The 18,603-nt window shown below is 61.6% G+C and carries 18 protein-coding genes; 7 read left to right on the top strand and 11 right to left on the bottom strand.

Going from position 1 to position 18,603, the window contains the following annotated elements:
- The coding region (locus VES88_14870) for an ATP-binding cassette domain-containing protein (GenBank protein HYN82769.1) at positions 1–487 on the bottom strand (487 nt) is incomplete at its 3' end.
- 170 nt (positions 488–657) lie between these two features.
- Between VES88_14870 and VES88_14865 the strand changes: the two genes are divergently transcribed.
- From VES88_14865 to VES88_14855, 3 genes are read left to right on the top strand one after another with little or no spacing between them, the layout of a single operon-like run.
- Positions 658–1,314 (top strand): hypothetical protein, encoded by a 657-nt coding sequence (locus VES88_14865; GenBank protein ID HYN82768.1) that lies wholly within the window; start codon positions 658–660, stop codon positions 1,312–1,314.
- Complete coding sequence (locus VES88_14860) at positions 1,311–2,165, top strand: c-type cytochrome (protein ID HYN82767.1); 855 nt, start codon at positions 1,311–1,313, stop codon at positions 2,163–2,165. The genes VES88_14865 and VES88_14860 overlap by 4 nt, the downstream gene beginning before the upstream one ends.
- A complete protein-coding gene (locus VES88_14855; protein HYN82766.1) occupies positions 2,162–3,409 on the top strand; it encodes a M20/M25/M40 family metallo-hydrolase in 1,248 nt (415 codons plus the stop codon). Before VES88_14860 ends, VES88_14855 begins: the two co-directional genes overlap by 4 nt.
- Positions 3,410–3,506: 97 nt before the next feature.
- Here the strand turns inward: VES88_14855 and VES88_14850 are convergent, their stop codons facing one another.
- On the bottom strand, positions 3,507–3,743 hold the full coding sequence (locus VES88_14850; GenBank protein HYN82765.1) for a DUF4342 domain-containing protein: 237 nt from the start codon (positions 3,741–3,743) through the stop codon (positions 3,507–3,509).
- A 44-nt stretch (positions 3,744–3,787) separates the two neighbouring features.
- On the opposite strand from VES88_14850, the gene VES88_14845 reads away from it, so the two are divergent.
- Together VES88_14845 and VES88_14840 are read left to right on the top strand one after the other, a co-directional pair.
- Positions 3,788–5,755, top strand: a complete 1,968-nt coding sequence (locus tag VES88_14845; protein HYN82764.1) for a pyrroloquinoline quinone-dependent dehydrogenase — start codon at positions 3,788–3,790, stop codon at positions 5,753–5,755.
- A 247-nt stretch (positions 5,756–6,002) separates the two neighbouring features.
- A complete protein-coding gene (locus VES88_14840; GenBank protein HYN82763.1) occupies positions 6,003–7,256 on the top strand; it encodes a hypothetical protein in 1,254 nt (417 codons plus the stop codon).
- Here the strand turns inward: VES88_14840 and VES88_14835 are convergent, their stop codons facing one another.
- From VES88_14835 to VES88_14810, 6 genes are all read right to left on the bottom strand, one after another.
- Positions 7,257–7,790, bottom strand: coding sequence for a hypothetical protein (locus VES88_14835; protein ID HYN82762.1), 534 nt, complete (start codon positions 7,788–7,790; stop codon positions 7,257–7,259).
- Positions 7,791–7,811: 21 nt separating this feature from the next.
- A complete protein-coding gene (locus VES88_14830; GenBank protein ID HYN82761.1) occupies positions 7,812–8,903 on the bottom strand; it encodes a hypothetical protein in 1,092 nt (363 codons plus the stop codon).
- A 75-nt stretch (positions 8,904–8,978) separates the two neighbouring features.
- On the bottom strand, positions 8,979–9,509 hold the full coding sequence (locus VES88_14825) for a hypothetical protein (protein ID HYN82760.1): 531 nt from the start codon (positions 9,507–9,509) through the stop codon (positions 8,979–8,981).
- A gap of 135 nt (positions 9,510–9,644) precedes the next feature.
- Positions 9,645–10,667 (bottom strand): glycosyltransferase family 9 protein, encoded by a 1,023-nt coding sequence (locus VES88_14820; GenBank protein ID HYN82759.1) that lies wholly within the window; start codon positions 10,665–10,667, stop codon positions 9,645–9,647.
- Positions 10,668–10,728: 61 nt separating this feature from the next.
- Entirely contained in the window at positions 10,729–11,271 is a 543-nt protein-coding gene (locus VES88_14815) for a 2'-5' RNA ligase family protein (protein HYN82758.1), read from the bottom strand.
- Between the two features lie 3 nt (positions 11,272–11,274).
- Positions 11,275–12,084: a phosphatase PAP2 family protein gene (locus VES88_14810; GenBank protein HYN82757.1), complete on the bottom strand. Its 810-nt coding sequence runs from the start codon at positions 12,082–12,084 to the stop codon at positions 11,275–11,277.
- Positions 12,085–12,187: 103 nt separating this feature from the next.
- Between VES88_14810 and VES88_14805 the strand changes: the two genes are divergently transcribed.
- On the top strand, positions 12,188–13,102 hold the full coding sequence (locus VES88_14805) for an enoyl-[acyl-carrier-protein] reductase (protein HYN82756.1): 915 nt from the start codon (positions 12,188–12,190) through the stop codon (positions 13,100–13,102).
- A gap of 42 nt (positions 13,103–13,144) precedes the next feature.
- Complete coding sequence (locus VES88_14800) at positions 13,145–15,643, top strand: zinc-dependent metalloprotease (protein ID HYN82755.1); 2,499 nt, start codon at positions 13,145–13,147, stop codon at positions 15,641–15,643.
- On the opposite strand, the gene VES88_14795 is transcribed toward VES88_14800, so the two are convergent.
- The 3 genes from VES88_14795 to VES88_14785 form a co-directional block, all read right to left on the bottom strand.
- Positions 15,644–16,774, bottom strand: coding sequence for a zf-HC2 domain-containing protein (locus VES88_14795; GenBank protein HYN82754.1), 1,131 nt, complete (start codon positions 16,772–16,774; stop codon positions 15,644–15,646).
- Complete coding sequence (locus VES88_14790) at positions 16,761–17,279, bottom strand: sigma-70 family RNA polymerase sigma factor (protein HYN82753.1); 519 nt, start codon at positions 17,277–17,279, stop codon at positions 16,761–16,763. Before VES88_14790 ends, VES88_14795 begins: the two co-directional genes overlap by 14 nt.
- Before the next feature lie 4 nt (positions 17,280–17,283).
- A partial coding sequence (locus VES88_14785; protein HYN82752.1) for a VWA domain-containing protein occupies positions 17,284–18,603 on the bottom strand: 1,320 nt, incomplete at its 5' end.

Genomic DNA, 18,603 nt, shown 5'->3' with positions numbered 1-18,603 from the left:
TCTCGCCCCCTGACAGCGTATCGATCTCGGCATCCGCCGGAGGCAGACGCAGCGCATCCATCGCGATCTCGATCTTCCGGTCGAGCTCCCAGAGATTCGCCGCATCTATCTTCTCCTGCACCTTCCCTTGGCTGTCCAGCAGCTTTTCCATCTCGGCATCACTCATCGGCTCGGCGAATTTCATCGAGATCTCCTCGAACTTCTTGAGAAGATCGCGCTGCGCCTTCACGGCCTCTTCGACATTCTCACGGACATTTTTCGACGAGTCGAGCTCAGGCACCTGCGACAGAAAGCCGATGCGCGTTCCCTCATGCGGCCACGCTTCGCCCTGAAAGTCGTGATCGACACCAGCCATGATTCGGAGCACGGTGGACTTGCCCGCGCCGTTGGCGCCAAGCACGCCGATCTTGGCGCCGGGATAAAAAGAGAGCCAGATCCCGCGCAGGATCTCCCGCGACGGCGGGACAACCTTGCGGAGGTCCTTCATGACATATATGAACTGTGGTGCCACGCGAACTAACTCGATCTCCGAGGGTGCTTGGTGCAGTACTTCGAGCCTTGAAAGTAGCGTCACCCCTCCCGGAATCGTAGACTGCTGATCTGCAAACCCGCCGTGACCAGCCTGCACCTCATCGATTCGCCATTGTGATCGATCAGATGCGCCCAGTCATCATCCGCGCGGCCGCCCTCACTACCCGCGACGTGGTTGGCGGCCTGCTCCTCGCGGCTGCCGCTGGAGGCGCGATCGACGCGCTGGGAGCTCCGCTGCCCGTCTTTCCACGCCGGACTCTCTCGGTGGCAATGGCCATGGCCGTCCTCTTCCAGGCGATGAATCTCTGGGGTCGCGACATGACCAGGCTCGCGGGGCAACCGGGAGTTGGGGCGATCAGTCGTCGCGGTGCATTGTTTCTTGCCGTCCTCTTCGGCACGATTGGTCTCGTTCTCGGAGTGACCGAGCCATTCGTGGTCGGTCGAGCAGCATTGCGAGGAATGCAGATCCACGAGGTGTACGTGCTGCTATTCGTGACCGCGACACTGCTGGTCGCCACCGCTGGCACGTTCACGCTCGGCCGCGGTCTCTATGGAAACAGGTTCGCTGCGCGCCTGGGAATAGGATCTGGAATCGCGGCCGCTGCCGCGTTCCTGGCAGTGGCTCTCACGATGGATGCGATTGGCTGGCGCGTCGGTGCCCCCGACGCCGCGCGGCGCGCGACCATGGTCGTGGTCACGACGCTCGGGCTCATCGCTGCAGGAATCGCCGCCGGAGCAGTTGTCGGCATCATGCTTTTCCAAACCCAACAGGTACGCCGATGAATCGCCCCATTCGGTGGCTCAGAAACATTCTGCTTGGCTTGGTGGTCCTCGTGATTGTCGTTGCGACTACTGCATACGCTCTCTCCGAACGGGTGGTGCGGCGCACCTACACGGAGCCGGCGGCGAACATCACCGTCCCCACAGATGCACCATCAGTCGCGGAAGGTATGCGCTTGGCGAAGATCCGCGGCTGCACGGGCTGTCACGGCTCGCAGCTCGAGGGACAGGTGCTTTTCGATGAGCCGCTCATCGGACGGGTAGCCGCACCCGACCTGACGATCTCCGCACGCGAATACTCCGACGCCGACCTCGTCCGCATCATCCGGCGCGGAGTTCGACCGGACGGGCGAAGCGTCTTCATAATGCCTTCGCCGATGTACAGCTCCATTCGGGACGATGACCTCGGCAAGATCATCGCCTACATCCGAAGCGTGCCGGCCTCCGAGGGCCAGCGGCGCGACGTGACGTTGGGCCCCGCCGGACGCATCGGGCTCGCCGTTGGGAAGTTCAAGCCGACTGCGGCCGAGGTCCTCGAGGCCGAGGCGGCGTCTGCGTCATCTCTGCGGCCCGGCGAGGCCAACAGCGACGGCGCGTATCTGGCACGAACGGTCTGCACCGAATGCCACGGAGCAAAGCTCGAGGGAGACCCGAGAGGCAGCCCAGATCTGCGGATCGTCGCTGGTTACACCCTCGAACAGTTCACGCACCTGATGAGAACCGGCAAGGCTCTCGGCAACCGTGAGCTGGAGTTGATGAGTGAAGTCGCGCGGAAGCGACTCAGTCATTTCACCGACGATGAGATCCGGGCACTGCACTCTTATCTGGTCGCTCGCGCAGCCGTTCGCCAATGATAGTTGCACTCGGTTCCCGTTCCCGCACAGGCTCAGCGCGTTCTACTCCACACTGCGCCATTGTCTTACTCGTAGTACTCAGTGCGTGCGCCCGCACAACGGCGCCTGCCACCAGTGTCACGCCTGTAGCGCCGTCATTCGGCGACACCGCTGCGATCCGTGCGCTTGTTGGTCGCCTCGACCTTGAACGGTACAAATCGACAATCAAGGGACTCACGCAATTCGGCGATCGCCGTCAGGGAACCGATCGCAATCGCGCGGCAGTCGACTGGATTGAGGCTCAGCTCAAGAGCTACGGCTGCACAAACACCGAGCGGCTTACCTATGACTACCAGCCTGCTTCACCGGCACCTGCCGTTGCCCGCGCCCCCAACATCGCTGTCGGCGGTGGCCGTCTGCGCGGAATCCGCACGCGGACCAGCGTGAACACTGATTCACTCGCGCAACCAGACCCGAAGCTCCGCGCACTTAACTCTCAGCCAACCACGCCGGGCGAGCGGCAGCAAGTCTACTGCACCAAGATCGGCACGACCCACCCTGATGAGATGTACATCGTCGGCGGACACATGGATGGACATGGCTGGGGCGAGGCGGCCAACGACGACGGCTCGGGCACGGCACTCGTGATGGAGCTGGCGCGAGTCTTCAGCAGTCCGGATGTGCAGACCGACCGCTCGATTCGCTTCATTCTCTGGAACAACGAGGAGACCGGACTGAACGGCGCCCGCGCGTACGTCGCACAGCGTCAGGCACTGCAGGGGAAGGAGAATCCTGCGGGCTCGGGGAAATACCCGGAGCCGAAATGGCTCGGAATGATTCAGCACGACATGATGCTGTTCGACCACGGCATGCCGCGCCCCGACAGCACGATGAGCAAGGAGCAGCGTCCCGAAGCTGACGTGAACATCGAATTCCAGAGCAATTCAAAAATGGCCTCGGGGTCACAGCAGCTCGCCTGGATCTTAGCCAATGCGAACGAGAAGTTCGCGACGGATTACCCGGCGACAGTCGGCCAGCACATGACGAACACCGACTCGACGCCTTTCATGGACATTGTTCCCGCCGTCAGTCTTCGCGAGAACGAGCGCGGGACGCAAATCGGTGCAGGGTGGGACCCGCAATGGCACCAGCCAACAGATCTATACTCGACCTACAGCGACAAGGACTTCCGCTTGGGGCTCAACGCGGCGCAGACTACACTAGGTGGGATCGCTCAACTCACTGGAGCGACTCTACGAAAGTAATTGGTTGCGATTTGTTACTATTAGCGAGCAGCGGGAACGCTATCGGGCAACGGCCGTCGGGTAACGGCCAACAGGTACGGGCAACGGGTATCAGGTTCTATTCCTTCCTTTCGACGACGAGAGTGTAATCCGAAGCCAATGCAGCGATAGCACCAATAGCCGCCCAGAACGGCAGAAGAACAGCACCGACAACTCCCGCGGTAAGGGGTATGTCGAGCAGTACCCTGCCTTCCGGATTCTTGATCGTAATCCGACGCACATTCCCTTCGTGCACAATCTGCTTCACGCGGTCGAGTAGATTCTTTCCCGAAACCTTATGTTCTTCTGTTGGCATTAAGCCCTCCCGAGGCTAAGTAAACTATCGCCCGAGCTCCAACAGTGTCGCCACGAACGCTCCACATAGCCCTCCTGATCGCGGTAACAGGCTGCGCTGCTGCCGCGAGCCGGACTGATGATGCGGCAATTCCTGCGGGCGACTGGTCGGCGTACGGTCGCGATCCCGGCGGCGCCCGGTTCTCCCCCCTCACGGAGATCAACAAGTCGAACGTCAGCGGCCTTCGCGAAGTCTGGAGGTATCGCACGGGTGATGTGTCCGACGGCACCGTCTACCCGCGAAAGAGCACCTTCGAGGCGACGCCGATTCTCTTCGCCGGAACGCTCTACCTGAGCACTCCATTCAATCGGGTCATCGCGCTCGATCCGGAGACCGGCGCGGAGCGCTGGAGCTACGACTCGAAGATCGATCGGACGATCAGATACAGCGAAGCATTCGCCTCGCGCGGCGTGTCTGCATGGTCCAACCCCTCGGCGCAACCGAATGCGGTGTGTGCTCGCCGAATTTTTCTCCCGACGATCGACGCACGCCTCATTGCGCTCGACGCGGCCACCGGAAAGCCCTGTCAGGACTTCGCCGCAGGTGGAACGATCGACCTGACGCTCGACGTCGGTCCGGTCGCGAAAGGCGAGTACGGTGTCACCTCGCCGCCTGCAGTCGTCAGCGGCGTAGTAATAGTCGGATCGTCTATGGGCGACAACCGCGGAGTCGACCTCGAGCGTGGAACCGTCCGCGCATTCGACGCGCGCACCGGCGCAAAACGATGGAGCTGGGATCCGATTCCCCGTCGGCGTGGTGACCCCGGCTCGGAGACATGGGATTCCGCAGCAGCCACTCGCACTCGCGCCGCCAACGCCTGGGGAGTCCTCTCGGCTGACCCGGCACGCGACCTCGTGTTCATCCCGACAGGCAGTGCATCACCGGATTACTACGGTGGACTGCGGCCGGGTAAGGATCTCTACGCCAACTCCGTAGTCGCACTCCGCGCGTCAACGGGGCATTTCGTTTGGGGATTCCAGGTAGTTCATCACGACCTGTGGGATTACGACGTCGCGGCGAGCCCCGCGCTCTTCACCTGGCGACGTGATGGAAAAGAGACTCCGGCGGTCGCAATCGCCACGAAGCAGGGCCATCTGTTCGTTCTCGACCGCCTGACGGGCAAGCCACTCCTTCCCGTCGAGGAGCGACCAGTGCCGGCGAGCAAAGTCACCGGTGAATCCGCGTGGCCGACTCAACCATTTCCCGTCGCGACTCCAAATCTCGTTGGAAGCACCGCAATGGCAGCGGACAGTGCCTGGGGTGTTTCTGCCGAGGATCGCGCCGCGTGTAGAGCGATGATGACGGGCACACGGTCCGAGGGAATCTTCACTCCGCCAAGCTACGAAGGGTCGGTCGTGTATCCCGGTTCCGTTGGCGGAACGAACTGGGGTGGTGCATCCGTCGACACTGATAAGGGCATTCTCGTCACCAGCGTCAATCGACTTGTGCAGGTCGTGCGGGTGATTCCTCGCGACAATCTCCGCGCCGCCAGCGATTCCGGAAGAAGATTCGGAATCGACTTCGCCAGCCAGCGTGGCACTCCGTACGGAATGAGTCGCCGGTTCCTTCTCAGCCCCAAAGGTGTTCCCTGCAATTCGCCGCCGTGGGGAGAGCTCGTGGCGGTCGATCTGTCGAGCGGCGCAATCCGCTGGAAAGTGCCGCTTGGGATGATCCCGTCACTCGCCGCAGTTTCGGGAAGCGACAAGTGGGGATCGATTTCCCTGGGTGGCCCAATCACAACGACTGGTGGAATCATCTTCGTGGGAGGGACGATGGATGATTACATTCGCGCGTTCGATACGCAGACCGGGGCCGAGCTGTGGAAGGGAAAACTCCCCGCAGGTGGTCAGGCGACACCGATGACTTATCGTTCACCGGCGAGTGGACGACAGATAGTCGTCATCGCAGCCGGTGGACACGGTGGACTTGGAACTACGCTCGGCGACTACGTCGTCGCGTTTGCGCTGAGATAATTCCGGGCAAACGCTTCACTCGATTCGAGCGTCTAATGACAAGTGCCGCGGTGGTGGACCGAGGCTTTGATGTCATAGATTGCAGGTGGTGGCGTGGCTGGTGCCACTCGGATCGCCAGCAGTGCGGGTTCGATTCCCGCGATGTATCCAGGTGCTTGCGGCTGATGCGGGGTTCAATTCCCCGACGCCCCTTTCAAACTTCCAGCGGAGAACGGCAAGCGTCGATCCCCGTCGCGCGGCGAGTGACTTGAAGCTCGGTTTGCGCGGCGGACTCCTTCTGCCGGTTCTCACCAGCTGCGTCATAATTCTCGGCGGACTTTTTCGGCGTTCGTCGTTGCGAGACGCCGTAACGGGCATGACACCGCCCGAAGCAGAGCTGGTGCTCCCTGCGTCTTATGTGCTGCTCTCGCCGCTGTCGCGTCTACTCGACGCGATCGGGCTCCTCTCGGCGGGGCAGCATGCGGCCGCCGTGCTGACCGTCGTCGCCCTGGCCGTCTTCCTCCCAGCAATCCGTACACCCAGAGCGAGCGGTCGCCGGCGGGCATCTGCTGTAAAATCGGCGGCGATCGCAACCGTAGTGTTGGCGCTCCTCTATGCCGCTGTTGCTGCGCTTCCGCGACCCATGGCGGGAATCTCCGTCAGTGACAGGAGTCTGGTCGTTGTGGACTTCCACTCGCACACGAACGCCTCACACGACACGCGCAACAGCTTTTCGCCCGAAGCGAACCGCACCTGGCACAAGCGTGGGGGATTCGATGCAGCCTACATATCCGATCACCGTTCGTTCGAAGGTGCCGAGCTGGCTCGCAGTCGTAATCCGGCGCGCTCGGGAGACGGGGTTGTGCTGCTCAGTGCATACGAGGGTCGCTATCGCGGAACATTCCAGATCTTCCTGGGCTTCACGAGCGCGGACAGCGTCACTCTCATGGATCGGCGCCGCTGGCTGCTCAATGGCAGGCTTTTATCGGGTCGGCTGCCTTCCAGCGTCACTGCGCTGTCAGGTCCTCTGGTCGACGTTCAATCCGCGGCACGTGATAGCGCACCATACATCGTCGCGATCGAGATCACCGATGGATCGCCGCGCGGGCTCGCCCAGGCAGATCGCGATCGCAACGTGATAATTCGCCGAGCGGATTCGCTTGGCCTCGCACTCGTATCGGGAACGAATAACCACGGCTGGGGATGGGTGATTCCGGCCTGGACGCTGGTTACTGTACCAAACTGGCGCCAGCTGCCGCCGGACTCATTGAGCGCGGCGATCGACGCAGCTTTGCGTACTGGGCCGCGAACCGCCGTCAAAGTAGTCGAGCGTCGTCGGCCAACTCTTGCGTCAACTCTCTCCCTGCCGCTCACGCTTCCCGTCGCCATCGCAGAGACAGTAGCTTCGCTGACTATCGCTGAACGGATTGTTTGGGTTGTGTGGATCTGGGCGGTGTGGCTGCTTGCGCGACAGCTGCAACGCCGGCGCCGACGAGCTCAGCCTGCTCCAAATCTCAGCTGATTACCAGCTCGACAGGTAACGCGCTGACGCCATCGAGATCGTAGCGATGACGACAAGAACAGCAATGATGCGGAACGCACTCCGGATTTTTCGCTGGTATGAATCCATCTCAGCATTTTGTGCGTCAGTCGGTGGACCTCCTGACGCCTGAATGGTTCCGCCCAGCTCCATCATTTTGCTGCCCTGACGTCCCACGACTCCGCCCCCGATTCCGCCGGCGATGATTGCGGCAATCGCACCGACCCCCATCACCATCCCCATCTTGCTCCTCGCCCACACGCCATCCGTCTCCATCGCAATCCACCCGTACATCGTGAGACCCGAGAGAATCGTCAGAAGCATCGACCCAAGCATGACCGTCCGCAGCCGGTGGCCGAACATCAGCTGCTGCATGAAAGCTCCACCGGGCTGTCCCATCGCCTGCGCCGTGGGAAGGAGAAACCACGCAATGACCATCACTGTGCCCGCCCAGAACACCCCGGAGACTATGTGAATCACTCGAAGCGCGATCATCATTGCGGCGCCGTCGCTCACGTTGCTAACTCCCGAGGATTGTCATTGCCAGTCAGCGATGAACACGTTGGTCTCGCCAGCCTTCGCCGCATGGCGATTGGATGCCCACACCACTTTCGTGCCATCGGGGCTGAACATTGGGAAACCATCGAACGACTCATCGAACGTGATCCGCTCGAGTCCTGTCCCATCGGCATTCACGAGGAACAGGTCAAAGTTGCCGCTGCGGGGAGCCAGATAATTGGACGAGAAGATTATGCGCTTTCCGTCCGGTGTCCACGATGGGCCGAAGTTCGCGCCGCCGAGTCGGGTGATCTGTCGCTGGTCGGAGCCGTCGGCGTTCATTACGAACAGCTCCACCCTAGAGGGCCTTACCAGCCGCTGTGCCAGCAAGTCCCGGTAGGCGCGCAGCTCCACCGAGTCTGTCGGATGATTCGCGCGATACACGATCCGCTTTCCATCGGGCGACCACCACGCACCGCCGTCATACCCGGGCGTGTTCGTGAGACGCCGGACGTCGCTGCCGTCAGCATTCATCGTGTAGATCTCGAGGTCGCCATCCTTGAGGGACGTGAAGACGATTCGCTTGCCGTCGGGCGACAGCACGCCTTCGGCCGTGTACACGTTGTTGTACGTCAAACGGCGAAGACCGGAGCCGTCGCGGTTTACCGTGTAGATGTCGTACCGGTCGAGCGGCCAGACGTAGCCACGGGACGGATCCGGCTTTGGCGGGCAGATGGAATCGTGCGCCGTCGTCGAAGCAAAAAAGAGCCGCTGGTCGCCGGGGAAAAACCAGCCGCAGGTTGTCTTCCCCCGTCCTTCGGAGATGCGACGCAGCTCGCTTCCGTCGATGCGCATCACGTACTGCTGATCGCATGGATGGCCGTCTCGTGTGCTTTGCAGCGTCAGCCACTGTCCGTTATTGCTGAAATACGCCTCGGCGTTTTCTCCGCCGAATGTGACCTGGCGAATTGCGCGAAAATGATTTTCTCCCTGAGCTGCCTGCACCAGACGAGGAGAGACACCAGCTCCGCTAGATCCGTCCGGCGGCGAGGCAGCAGGCGGTGCGTTGCGGCTGCTGCAGCTGAGGAGTGTCAGAGAGCCGATGATCGCTGAAAGGAGACGTCGATTCATGGACGAAACATAGTCGCGCCCGATGGCCAGTCGAAGCGGGCGCCCGTTTGTTCTCTGTGTCTCTGTGGCAGGTAGTTAGTTCTCGCGCGTTCCGAGCTCGTCCCCGCGCATGTGATGATCGCCCCAGACGTCGCTCTCGAACACATTGGCGTGCACCATCCACCCCAGCACCTCTTCGTGAAAGCGCCCGCCGGCCTGGTCACACTCCTCCCGGGTGCTGACACCGAGTGGCCCGAATACCGGCCGGCCGTTCTTCACTTCCGTCCACCGCGAGCGGGACCCGAGCCGCGGAACGCACCAGTTCACGTGCTTGTGCCATTGCGCAATGCTGGTTGGAACCCTCGCGTCGAGCTCGGCGACCGAGTATCGCTTCGGTGCGGTGTACATGGCCCCGATGAGAACGAAGTTCCCCTGACGGTCCCTTCTATATAGTAGTGACGTCGGCTTCGCCGGATTGAAGCGGAACTGATTCTCGATCGCCCAGAGACCCTTCGTGAAGTGATACACTCGCTGGTTCTTGATCTGCCGGGCGAACATCTTGAATCCATCGGCCTCCGCGGTCTTCACGTTCCTATACTTCTCGATCGCTACCCGGAGCTCGGCCACAATCGGTTCCGGTCGCCAACACGAACGAGACGAATACAGCGTTGAAGGCGAATCGCACCTGTTTGCTCCGCAGTCCGCAGTGTAGTACCGCAGTCCGTAGTGTCCTTACGCAGTCCGCAGTTCTCTTGTTCCGAGTTACGGTGATTTTGAGCCGTAACGATCCACGAGCCGCTCGACAGCAGCCGCCACGACCTCAACGGGAAGCCCCTGAATCTCATTGCCATCCCAGAAAACATTCTCTCCCGGAATATTGTAAGGCGCATACGGATGGTGCTCGCGCTTGAGCAGCACCACGGCGGGCTTCCTGAACGCCGAAGCCGCGTGCGAGATACTGGTGTCTGGGGTAAACACCATATCAGACGTGCCAACGAGCGCCAGTGCTTCGCGAAGATGTGGAGTTGGAACCGCCAACGCGCTCACCTGCCATGCGACTCGACTCACACGATCCCATTCCTCAGGCAAGCCGATGACGATGACCGTAAGCGTCGGCGCCTGCTTTCGCACACGCAGAAGTACTTCCACGAACCTGGCATCCGGCCACCGTCGCTTCTCCTCCGACGCGGAGAGATTTACAAGCAGTCTGCGACCGTTTATGGCTGTTCCAAGTCCACGAGCGCTTGCCCAGTGAGTCTCCGCAACTAACCGCTCGTTCTCAGAAAGAAAAATCTCCGGCTGCCAGTCTACCGACCCAGGATCCACGCGGAACGGAAGCGACAGGGATTTCGAGCCTTCGATATAAGGAGTCGATCGATCGTACCTCTGCACCGGCACGTTGTAGACGAGATCGTTGCTCCCGCCTCCCACGCCAATACGGTACGGAGCGCCGGCCGCGAGCATCAGCATCGGGGTAGACGTGAACACACGCGGGTTGTTAATGCGCCCATCGACAATCACATCGTAATGCTCCGACCGAAGCTGACGCATGAGCCTGAGGTAGCTCGACCATGATCCGCGATCGAGAACGAAAACCCTGTCGACGTGAGGGTTTCCATCGAGTACCGGTCTCGTCGCTGGATTCGCAATGACATCCACCTTTCCCGAAGTGGAAGCGTTCGCCAGAACGCGTATCAGCCCCGTCGCCATGATCATGTCCCCGATGCGCTCGTAGCGAACGAACAGGGTTCGCAATGGGCGGGCATCGAAGCTCGCGCTGGCCACGCCGCGAGGACCTGGAAGCGCGCGGCCAATCGCCCGCATCCACGATGAGCGCCACGCGCGCTCAACCCGTTTCAGGTCCACCTGTTAACGGAAGCTCGAACAGCTTGCGTGACGGCTGCGGATCGAGGGCCTGGAAAACTTGAACACGATCGATCAGCACGGAGGCGAGTACTCGAAGCGCCAGGAGCTCACGCGCCCTGTCGGCAGTGAGCGTCGGGTACAGACTCAGCGTACAGTGCGGGCTGAACGTAAATCGTGCTCGGCCGAATGGTAGCCCGCTCGCGGCGAGCCGGTCGTGGAATACGCGCAGCGGTCCATGAGGGTCGAGCGGAAGAACCACTATCTCCGTCTGCATGAACCTCATCGGTGGACCGAAGCGCAGCGTTATGGGCGGAGTAGTCGATGTGATTGGCGCGAGCTTTTCCCCAAGGTAGAGGGGCGTGACGGATCCGGGAATCGGGCCGACTCCCGAGGAGCCCGTTATAGTGACGTGCGGTGCCTTGTACCTGGCGAGACGAGGATCGAACCGCTCGTTGATCGCCCTGATCTGCTCACCGGCTTCGCCTCCGACCTCCGCGATGATGAAGATCCCGTTGAGCAGCACGCGCTAGTAAACGACTGTCGAAAGCGTCGGGGTCCAGCCGCCGTTCACGTGCATCAATCCCGCTCTCAGGAGCTTGCGATCGAGATAGTTGTCGGGATGCGAATGCTGATAACGCACCACCTTGAGGCCCGTGAACGTGCCGATTGCCGCGCCGGCCATGACATCGCTCGCCCAGTGCGCCTTGTTGTATATGCGGGATACCCCGGTGAACGTTGCACCGCCGTAGAGGATTGGACCGAGGATCCAGCGTGACCTTGGCCACCAGCGCTGTGTCTCGCTTGCTACCGTTGCGGCGAATGCGAACGCTGTTGTCGTGTGACCGGAGGGAAACGATTGATAATCTTCACCTTTCAATCCGCGCAGAAGCTGGAACCTCGACGCGTCGTTCTCACTTATCCGCGGACGGGCGCGACCTGCCAGAATTTTGATCGTACCGGTTGCGCCAAACCCGAGGACGATTGCCTCCACGGTGTGAAGACCCAGGTCCTGCGTGCGTCGCTGACCATTGGCTGTCCCGAGAAGATAGAGACCCGCTCCCGCCATCATGCTTCCCGGATTGCCAAAAAGGCGGAAAACGGTGGCGCTCCTGTGTAGAAGCCGGTTGGATTGCCGAGCCGGTGCCTGGAGCTCCCGGGTCAGCTGCCGGTCGGCAGGCGCAAGGCCGATCGTCGCCAGTGTAAAACCTCCAGCCATCAGAACGTCACGCAACGTGAACAATGGTTTCTTTCCGCTGATCGTGTCGGCCGGCTGCGCTCCCGCGACGTCACCGGCAAGCAGTGACGCGCAAAGAACAGCCTGAATCAGTCGAGACACTTGAGCTCCATTGTATTTGCGGAATCTGCGGGAAATGTCCATGGAGCGGAATGCAAGCATCGCACCCCTTGCCGCTCTCGTTTGAAAGGGACATATCCCCCGTATGTTGAACATCGACCTCACCGGACGCCGAGCGCTCGTTGCCGGAGTTGCTGACGACGGCGGATACGGGTTTGCGGCAGCGAAGGCGCTGGCGGAAGCAGGCGCAAGCGTATGCGTGGGAACCTGGCCGCCCGCGCTGAACATCTTCATGAATCTCCTCGAGCGCGGGAAGATGGATGACTCCCGGCGCCTGTCCTCGGGGCAGCTGCTCGAGTTCGAGAAGATTTACCCGCTCGATGCGGCATTCGATTCCCTCGAAGATGTCCCGGAGGATATCCGCTCCAACAAGCGCTACCGCGACACCGGCGACTTCTCGGTCGAAGGGCTTGTCAGCAGGATGCGCACGGATTTCGGCGACGAATCGCTCGACATCATCATTCACTCCCTCGCGAACGCGCCGGAAGTGAAAAAGCCGTTGCTCGAGACGAGTCGCGCTGGATATCTCGCCGCCGTGAGCGTGAGCGCGTACTCCCTTGTATCCATGGTCAGCCGCTTCGGGCCGTTGATGCGGCGCGGAGGATCTGCGCTTTCACTCACCTACATGGCCAGCGAGAGGGTTATTCCCGGTTACGGCGGAGGAATGTCGTCCGCGAAGGCAGCGCTCGAAAGCGACACGCGGACTCTTGGCTTCGAGGCCGGCAGAAAATACGGGATGCGAGTGAACACTATCTCCGCCGGCCCCTACGCGTCACGTGCCGCGAGCGCGATTGGAATAATCGAGCGGATGGTTGATTACTGCTCAGTCAATTCCCCGCTCACCGATCGGCTTACAGCAGACGAAGTCGGCCTCACGGCGGCCTTTTTGTCCAGCCCGCTTGCCAGTGGTATCACCGGCACCACCATTTATGTGGACAAGGGGTACCACACGATGGGGATGGCCATCGACGGTTTCGTGGACGCGTCGAGCCCGTTGTAACGCGTCTCCGCACCCTTCAATTCGCAGCTTCATTCGCCGAGTGTGATTCGATACTTCTTCGCCGCCTGTGCGTTACTTGTGAGCGCACAGGGATGCTTCGTTTTCCAACGCTCTTCCGCGCCCGCACCGAAAACCGCGGCGCAGAAGAAGGCGGAAGCCGCCGACAGCGCCGAGCGTGCTGCGGGGCTCAAGCCGTATGCGAAAGTCATCCCCGCCCGCGCCCGCTCAACCGACGGACTGTTCCGGACACACAGGCTCGGCGACACGCTCTACTTCGAGATCCCGCGCCGCGAGCTGAACAAGGACATGCTTCTCGTGGGTCGTTTTGCCAGAGCGAGTGGCGGAACGAATTATGGCGGCGACGAGTTCACGACGCGAGTTCTGCGATGGGAGCGGCAGGGCAATCGCGTTCTCCTCCGCAGCGTCACCTTCGAGATCACCGCTGATTCGGTGCTGCCGGTTTATCGCGCTGTCACGCAGGCGAGCTATCCGCCCATTGTCGCAGTCTTTCCAGTCGAATCGTACGGACGCGATAGCTCTGCTGTGATCGACGTCACTCGGCTCTACACGACGAACATCCCCGAATTCGTCGGTGCACGTGGAAACTTCGACGAGAAGCGCTCGTTCATCGAGCGCATTGATGCATTCCCCGACAATGTCGAAGTCGAGGCAACGCAGACGGCTACGCCCGACAATTTGCCCGACGGTCAGCGTGGACTCGGGCCGATACCGGCGGCCAGCATCCTCGCACACTGGAGCATGGTGCGGCTTCCCGAGCGTCCAATGATGCCGCGCCTCGCAGACAAGCGAGTCGGCTACTTCACGCTCACGCGAACCGACTACGGCACTCCACAGCAACGCGCAGTTCCCCGCTCTTACATCACCCGCTGGAGACTCGAGAAGAAATTTCCCGACTCGGCACTCTCGGAGCCGATCAAGCCGATTGTCTACTACATCGATCCTGCAACACCGGCGCAGTGGATTCCATGGATCAAGAAAGGAATCGAGGATTGGCAGCCGGCATTCGAGGCGGCGGGATTCCGGCGTGCGATAATCGCGAAGGATGCGCCGTTGCCATCGGAGGATCCGCGATGGTCACCAGAGGATGTCCGTAACACGGTGATCCGCTGGTTGCCCTCGACGACTGAGAACGCGATGGGCCCAACTGTGGTCGATCCGCGGACAGGCGAGATCATGAATGGCTCCGCACGGCTCTTTCACAATGTGATGAACCTCGTGCGGAACTGGTATTTCACTCAGGTCTCACCCCTTGACCCTCGGGCTCAGCACCTGCCCTTCCCCGAACCGCTCATGGGCCGACTGGTGCAGTACATCGTCGCTCACGAAGTGGGGCACACACTCGGGTTGCAGCACAACATGAAGGCGAGCTCGACTTACCCTGCCGACAGTGTGAGAAGCGCTACCTGGGTGCGAAGGATGGGACACACGCCGTCGCTGATGGATTATGCTCGCCTCAACTACGTGGCCCAGCCGGAGGATCGCATCGATCCCGCAGATCTCGTCCCCCGCGTCGGACCATACGATGTGTTTGCGACCATGTGGGGATACAAGCCGGTTCCGGGAGCAAGGACACCGGATGCAGAGCGGCCGACGCTGAACGCGTGGGCGGAGATGCAGGACACCATTCCCTGGTACCGCCATTCCACCTCCGGCGACGCAAACGCCGATCCGGGCGACGAGAGCGAAGCCGTAGGCGACGCGGATGCAGTGAAGTCCACCGGTTATGGACTGCGCAATATCCACCGGGTTGTTCCGCTACTGATGACCGCCACGCTCCGGCCGGGCGAGGACAACGCCGAGCTGATCGAGATCTACCAGCGGCTCATCGATCAGTGGAGTCAGGAGCTCGAGCATGTCGTGAATGTCATTGGCGGCGCCGAGTCGCGGGAGAAATACGGAGGACAGCTTGGGCCGCGATTCACTCCGTTGCCGCGCGAGAGACAGAAGGCTGCAATGCGCTTTCTGAACGAGCATGCTTTCGCGACTCCTTCGTTTTTTCTCGACACCCGAATTCTGAGACGAATGGAGCCTGAAGGAACCCTTAGACGCATCGGCAGTGCGCAGTCGCGAATTCTCACTGACGTTCTCGACAACGACCGGCTTGCCCGCCTCTCGGAATACAAAGCGCTGGCGGCCTCATCAGCGAAGGGGTCGAGCGACGTCTATTCCGTCACCGAGCTGCTTGCCGACCTTAGGGCCGGCATCTGGGCGGAGCTTTCACGCCCCGGCGTAACGATAGATCCCTTCCGCAGGGCGTTGCAGCGTTCGTATCTGGCTCAGGCGGATGCCAAGATCAATCCGACTCTGGCAATCGTGATCACGAGCAGCAGAACCAGCCCGTCTCGAGCGCGCGTCGGGACCGATCCTAACACGGATATCCGGGCGTTGATGCGTGGCGAGTTGACTGATCTCGATGAGGCTCTTCGCTCTGCGGTCTCACGCGCCGCCGATCGCGAGACTCGCCTTCACATCCTCGACGCACGCGCCGAGGTCAAGCGAATACTGGATCCGCCGAGGTAGTTACCGCCTGGCCTGCGCGAGCTGCGCTTTGACTGCTTCGAGATCTTTCGTGGTGAGACGTCCAGTGAGAACGAATCTCCGGCCACGCTCAGTCCACGAGATGCTGTTCAGCGCAGCAGTCGGTGCGGACATCACAGCTCCTGCGGCCCGACCGCTGAGTGCATCCTGGCGCTGCTTCGTCTCCGTCTGTGCAGTGGGCGGGGCCGAGCTCTGCGGAGCAGCAGCCTTTTGACGACCAGCAGCGTTCCGTTCTGCGACGGTCTCGACTGGCGATTCAGTGAGCGTTACCTCGACGCCTTTGGAGACTTCGTAGATGGTTCGCTTGATACCGCCGGTGCTGTCCGCGCGTAAAACGCGCAGAGGCGCGGCTCCGGCCGTAACGGACACCGCGGCAGGTGCATCCACAACCTTAGAATCTCCCGCGACTCCCGTGATGACCGCCCCCAGCATCCGACCTTCAGCCGGGGCTGCCACCGTTGGCGGTGCGGGTGCATCAAGCTGTGCAACGGGCGCGCGCGCCGGAGCATTCGCGACAGCCGGCGGAGGATTCGCGACATCGGCTGCTCGTGCCCTCGCACCCTCTTCCTCCGACGATTGCGCCTCGTCTCTCGCCTGGAGTCTCGAGGATTGCGCTTCGAGCGTCGCCTTGGGCTGCACGGATAGATCTGTCGGGCTTGTCACACTCGACTTCGCTTCCGACCTCCGCAAGAGCTCCCTCCCGGTGAGCGGTTTCGCGGCTCCGCCTTCTGCCGCACTCGGCTCTTTTGCGGTGTCCGTCGTTGCGAGCATGGCACGCGTCGACTCCGTATCCACTCCTCGGCGGACAACGAGCAATGAACCCCCGGCAACGAAGAGCAATGCAGCCGCCGCGCGCAGGTCGGTCCGCTGGTACCAGCGCCGGCGTACGATCTGCGCCGGCGCGATATCAAGGACGGATGGAATCACGCCTCCCGGAACATCGTCGAGCGCAGTCAGGATTCGCGTCGACGCCGCCACGAGTCCACGGGCTTCGGCTACCATCGCCGCACACTCGGGACAGCCAGCAACATGCGCTTCTATCTCGCGAGCCTGCTCCGGCGAAAGCTCCCCGTCGATCCAGGAGTGAATTGTTCCTTCGTCAGGATGCTGCATTCTTTTCCCTCGCTTCGCGCTCACGTTGAAGCGCCTCGTAACTCTCCACCAGCCGTCGCCGCGCCCGTGACAGCGTCGTGCCTACCGATCCCGGCGACAGCTCGAGCGCTTCCGCAATCTCCGAGTAGTCGAGCCCTTCCTCACGCATCAACAACGCGAGACGGTCTCGCTCTGCCAGCGCGTCGACCGCCTTTCGCGCCAGTGCCACTTCCTGCGCTCGCTCGAGAGTCGTTTCGGCCGGCTCTACACTCGTTTCTCTTTCTTCTTCCGCGAGAAGCGCAAGGTGGCGCCGCTGTCGAGACGCCTTGCGCGCTTCGTCACATACGAGATTCGTCGCAACCGCGAACAACCACGCTCTTTCGTTCGTGAGCGACTCCTGCCGCAGCGCGCGCAGGAATGTCTCCTGCGCGACCTCTTCCGCCCAGTCACGGTCGCCGAGTCTTCGTGTGAGATATCGCACGAGAGCCGCGTTATAGGTTCGGAAAAGGCGGTCGATGTCGCTCAAGTGATTACCATCTGGATTGCAGATCTCTGAGCTCGGACTCGGTGAACGACTCGGTGCCTATCGGACTGATCTCGATGGCAACGGAGCGACCGGCAGCTATCACTCTGTCGCCCACAGCAAATGGCTCGCGCAGCTCCGGCAGCAGCTCGAGCAGACGGAAGTAGGCCCTCGAGTATGCACGGACTTGTACCCGTCGCATCGAATCCTTGAGACCCGTATCGGTCCACACGCTGTCTCTCATTGCGAACAGCCTGTTGCCCACCCGGCGAAGTCCTTCCTTGTTGCCTGAAACTCCCGATGCCTCGTCGGCGGCGGACAAAGTTGTGGCAGCCCGCTGTTCGGCTGAGACACGCGCCGACTCGAACGTCGACTTCGCGCTTGCAGTCGGCGCATCTCGCGTCACCGCGCGTGACTCGACACGGCCCTGGAGCACCGCGGGTGGGGGTGCATTCACATCCCCGCGCTGCCGGCGCGGATCCATCCCCGGCTCGAGAACCAGATACGACGAGAATTCCGTCGGTATGCCATATCGCTCCCCGAGCTCGCGAATCTCATCGTCCACTTCGCTCGATCCGCCATGCCGTCGCTTCTCCGCGCTCAGATACCCAACGCGCTGTGTCGCCCACAGACGGGCGATGAATGAATTCTCGCGAGAGCTTGCCGGAAATACCACTCGGGTGCTCCATTCGACTGGCCCGTTTGCGGTTATGCCCGCGAAATGAAGTCGTGTCGGTCCATCGCGATCGTACCGCGTGAGCATTACGAAGTCCTGCCCTGCGAAGATGTCGGACGGTTGAGTCGGATAGGTTTTCAGCAATCTCACGCCGTCGGCGTACACCTTCATGTCGGTGACGACCGGACTGGTGAGCCGGCTGGCTACTATCGATACCACTCGTTCCACCGATTCGTTCGGCCGCACGAAGTGCGCGGTCCCGCGCCCCTCGAGCGCCAGCCGCTCGACGAGAGCGGCATTCAGCTCCGCGCCGACACCGAACGAGAAGATTCTGCGCGATCCTCTAAGTGTTGCTACACGAGCGGCGATGGTCTCGGGATTCCGCTCTCCGACCGTCGGCTCACCGTCGGTCACGAACAGGACCACGCCCAGCCGTCCCGAAGAAACTGCCGGCCTGAGCGCTTCCTCGAGCGCCCCGGAGATGTTCGTCGAGCCCGATGCATCCAGTGATTCCAGATACTCGGACGCGGCCCCCACATTGCGCGCTGTCGCGTACACGAATTCGTCCCGGAATGTCCGGACGTCCGTCGAGAAATCCACCAGACGAAACCGGTCGGCGGGTCTGAGTGTCGCCAGCAGCTGTTTCCCTGC

Source organism: Gemmatimonadaceae bacterium, assembly GCA_035633115.1.
GTDB lineage: Bacteria > Gemmatimonadota > Gemmatimonadetes > Gemmatimonadales > Gemmatimonadaceae > UBA4720.
Note: the sequence above shows the minus strand (reverse complement) of the source record. Positions and strands in the feature narration are given on the sequence as shown.